General features: G+C 32.7%; 5 protein-coding genes. 2 read left to right on the plus strand and 3 right to left on the minus strand.

Annotated features, from left to right (window positions below; genetic code table 11):
- Positions 1-770 (plus strand): AMP-binding enzyme (locus AC1DTM_RS19675; RefSeq protein WP_477000695.1); only part of this gene is annotated, 770 nt, incomplete at its 5' end.
- A gap of 435 nt (positions 771-1,205) precedes the next feature.
- Here AC1DTM_RS19675 and AC1DTM_RS19680 read toward each other — a convergent pair.
- Both AC1DTM_RS19680 and AC1DTM_RS19685 read right to left on the minus strand, forming a co-directional pair.
- Positions 1,206-1,403 carry a hypothetical protein gene (locus AC1DTM_RS19680; RefSeq protein WP_002110011.1) on the minus strand — a complete coding sequence of 66 codons (198 nt, stop codon included), beginning with the start codon at positions 1,401-1,403 and terminating at the stop codon, positions 1,206-1,208.
- Between the two features lie 272 nt (positions 1,404-1,675).
- Entirely contained in the window at positions 1,676-2,044 is a 369-nt protein-coding gene (locus AC1DTM_RS19685; RefSeq protein WP_002200443.1) for an FtsB family cell division protein, read from the minus strand.
- 665 nt (positions 2,045-2,709) lie between these two features.
- On the opposite strand from AC1DTM_RS19685, the gene AC1DTM_RS19690 reads away from it, so the two are divergent.
- The gene (locus AC1DTM_RS19690) at positions 2,710-3,090 is read left to right on the plus strand and encodes a hypothetical protein (protein ID WP_002110014.1); all 381 of its coding nucleotides are present in this window, start codon (positions 2,710-2,712) and stop codon (positions 3,088-3,090) included.
- A 107-nt stretch (positions 3,091-3,197) separates the two neighbouring features.
- Here the strand turns inward: AC1DTM_RS19690 and AC1DTM_RS19695 are convergent, their stop codons facing one another.
- The gene (locus tag AC1DTM_RS19695; protein WP_305886778.1) at positions 3,198-3,500 is read right to left on the minus strand and encodes a hypothetical protein; all 303 of its coding nucleotides are present in this window, start codon (positions 3,498-3,500) and stop codon (positions 3,198-3,200) included.
- Positions 3,501-3,966: the final 466 nt, after the last annotated feature.

Here is a 3,966-nt window from a genome sequence, read left to right on the forward strand (position 1 = left end):
CTTGGAATCCAGATCCGTGGATGTGGCTGTTTGAAACAGTTGGAAAAGGAAAGGTCCCGATCTGTAACTACTCAGGTGGAACTGAAATTTCTGGTGGGATTTTCGGTAATGTTCTTATAAAACCAATTGCACCGATTAGTTTTAACGCATCTTTACCAGGAATGGCAGCAGTTGTACTTGATAATCAAGGTAAACCGATTCGTGATGAAGTCGGAGAATTATGTTTAGAAAAACCGTGGGTTGGTATGACGAAAAGTTTCTGGGAAGATGATGAGCGTTATGTGAACACATACTGGTCACGTTTTGAAAATAAATGGGTTCATGGTGACTGGGTCATTTATGACGGTGAGCAATATATCATTACAGGACGTTCAGATGATACGTTAAACATTGCTGGAAAACGTATTGGGCCTGCTGAATATGAATCTATTCTTGTGAAACATAATGATGTAATAGAAGCAGCGGCAGTTGGTGTACCGGATGATGTAAAAGGTGAAGTTTGTCATTGTTTTGTTGTATTACGAGACGGTGTAATATTCTCTGGCGAGTTAAAGAAAKAATTAATGAGTTTAGTAAACTCTCATATTGGTAAAGCTTTATGTCCAAAAGACATCCACGTTGTAGAAGATTTACCAAAAACACGAAATTCTAAAGTAATGCGACGTGTTATTAAAGCAGCTTACTTAGGAAAAGAGTTAGGAGATTTATCGTCACTTGTAAATCCTGAAGTAGTTCCGTTTATTCAGGGGTTACAGTCTAGCAAACTATAAAATTACGAATGAGCTCTATGTAAATAGAGCTCATTTTTAATGTTTACAAAAAGATAAGAGAGAAAAAGTAAATTTGAAGTTAAAAAATCTACTATTAGTGTTAAGTATGTCTGTTTGTTTTTATCAAAATAGGATACTGTGGCTGTCTATTCAATGGAGTGATTGAATTTTGTTAAGAATGAAAATTTAGTGAAGAAAAAAGTAATGAATAAAAGGAGAAATCCCTGGGGGACAGGGATTCAATAAGGGAGATATTATTGTCGTTCAATGTCGAAATTTGGCGTATCCGACAAATTAATATTATCACGAATTTTCAGGAGGTTGTGATAGTGGATGTGTCAAAAATGTGTACGGGTTTCATATAAAAGTGTTATTTAAATAGGAAAAGGGAAAAGAATTAAGTTCACTGGTTCTTAAGATTTTTCCCTTTTAAATTTACTGTTTGTTCGTTGTTCTATATACAGCTGAAATTGGTAAATCTTCGCCATGTAAAGCTTGAGTACTGTCCTTTTTGTTTGAATCATGTGCCTCCTGAGATGTTTCTTGCATTTGCTCTTGGGCTTTACTAGGAGTATTCAGCGCATCCGATGACACATAATCAAGTTGTTGACTTAATAGATTTTTTTTATCCATGTTATGTAGCTCCTTTTTGAACTTAGATATAAAAACGAAGTATTTTTAAATAGTTACGTGGATATTATGTATCTTTGAATGGAATTATATACACAAACTATATTGAGAATTTAACTAATTATAAAAATTACTTGTGATGACAAGCGGTTGTATTTTAATAAATTAAACAAAATAGTTATTTGATAGAAAAAGAAATTAGTATGTTTACTTTAGAAATTAAATATAAAAAGGCGATTATCGTCAAATCGCCTTTTGGGTAGTGCAGTGTAATTTTATTCAGTTATTTGAAATATAGTTTCATTCGGTTTGGAAAACCCATACAGTTTCCTTGCGAATTTTAAAATTTCTTCTTCACTACCTGTTAAAGCTTTAACATCATTTTTAAGGGAATGACCATCCTTCTTTAAAGAAGATAATTTTTGTTGCTCCGTATTAAGCGTGATTTGTTTTTCTTTAATCATTTCTTGTTGGTTATTAAGAGAATATTGAAGGACAAAAATTACAGATAATATAAAAGCCAAAGTAGTTATAATACGGCGTCTTGTTTTTTTATTATTACCTTGTTGGGTGTTAGGGTTCACTTGCTGTGAGGGTATCTTAGGATTTGATTGTTGTGATGATATTTTTGGGATGTTTCCCATTAAAATGCCTCCATTACTGATTGTAGAATTTAAACCGTTTAAAAGTATTATAAATGTTCAATGGGAATTTTAGAAGATAGTTTAATATAGGTGAGTTTTGTAAAGTTTAAACAAAATCCTTATTTAAATAAAAGGAACCCCGATTGTCTGCGGGGCTCCTAAGGGTAATCGTCAAGTAATGACGTACTCGACTAGTTAACGATATCATGAATTTTTTGGTAAATATACTGGTAAATGCGTCCAAATTAATGAGAGCATTATTTGAAACAAAAACGCTATTTTAATAGGGAGGGGAATAATGATGATTCCATGGGACAAGCGAGTATACATTGTATCAAGGTGATCATTTTATTACAGAGGGACAATTTTAGAGGTTAGTGAAAAGGCGAATAAATCATTATATTGGCTTTGGTGCATGTTAGCTCCAAGCTATGAAAAAGTGTGCGGTAATAGTACAAAGCGACTTCGGTTGATTCGGATAGATGATGACGAAGAATGATATAAAAATTTCATTTTGTAGAGAAATGAGGTGATTAAGGATGGGCATAGAATATGCCATGTTTGTATTAAAAAAGAGCAGAATTTAGCCTATATATAAAGATGTTGGAATTGTTCTAAAGGGGGGGATATCTGAAATATAAATAATTGAGGGGAGTGAACTAATAATGGAAACTAGTACTTTTTTAGGATTGTTTTGGGGATGGATAACGGTTATCGTATCGGGAATACTTTTCGTACGTCCATCGGTACTACGTGAATTGAAAAAATTAGTGGTTGAAGACAGAGGATTTGGTATTATGTATGGTTTTCTATCGATTTTCCTAGGGTTAGGTAGTGTAATCCTACATAATGTATGGGTATTCAACTGGCAGGGGTTCCTAACGGTTATTGCATGGCTTGCATTATTAAAGGGAATCTACATAATTGCATATCCTGAACCCTCCAAGAAAACAGACTTTGAATTAAGGATACTATCTACACGTATAGCGCTCGCTATCATTGGCGCCTTGGCTTTATGGATGCTTATAGTAATCTATATAAAATAATCCTTTTCTAATAAGAACTATATTAAAATAAATCTCTACGTGTTCATTGACAAAAAGCTGACTATACTTAGTCAGCTTTTTGTATATTACATTCTAGTATTTATCGGTCACAAAAGACATGTTCTCTCTTTTAAGTTGATATTGAAAATGTTACCAATTTTTTCTTTTACAATGACAACAAATAAAGAAACATTTACAACGACACTTATTTCGTTTAGAACTCCAATCATTATCACAATGATTCTTTTCTTTAGATTTCCACCAATCATCATTACAATGCTTTTCCTTAGAACTCCAATCATCATCACAATGATTCTTTTCTTTAGATTTCCACCAATCATCACAACAATGCTTTTTCTTAGAACTCCAGCAATCATTTTTCCAGGACATTCTTTTATACCTCCCTTCAATAGGATTCATACTATTCTATGTTTTAGTAAAAGAATGGCTTGTTTATTAACCTATTATTTTACCTTTATATGATAGAGTGCTTTCTACTAGATATAGAATTCATACAAACTATGCTAATTTTCAAGAGATAGTTGAGAGAACTACTGGTTATGATATTAATCAACAAACACTTGTTGAAGGAAACGTTAAGATTTTAAATAATATCTTATTTTGGAGTACGCTTTTCTGAATGTATATTTCACAATRGTAAAGGGGAAATATACCATATCACTGCAAACAAAGCCTATGTATATGTGAAGTAATAGGAAAAGGTGATCCCTATTCAAGGAGCCGGCTTATTAAAAGTATAAATAAGAAGGTTTAGTACAAGTGTTTGTTTTTTTGTTTCTATGCTTTTGTCTCGTACACTTTTAAGCTATTGGACATACTTTACTAGTAGAAAGGATTAGGGGGTGAGGTTTTGGG

It is taken from the genome of Bacillus sp. P4_D3, from assembly GCF_056401855.1.

What these genes read in the sequence shown, in the direction of transcription:
- AC1DTM_RS19680 (WP_002110011.1), bottom strand. Translation starts at nt 1,403, where the DNA reads ATGGATAAAAAAAATCTATTAAGTCAACAACTTGATTATGTGTCATCG.
- AC1DTM_RS19685 (WP_002200443.1), bottom strand. Translation starts at nt 2,044, where the DNA reads ATGGGAAACATCCCAAAAATATCATCACAACAATCAAATCCTAAGATA.
- AC1DTM_RS19690 (WP_002110014.1), top strand. Translation starts at nt 2,710, where the DNA reads ATGGAAACTAGTACTTTTTTAGGATTGTTTTGGGGATGGATAACGGTT.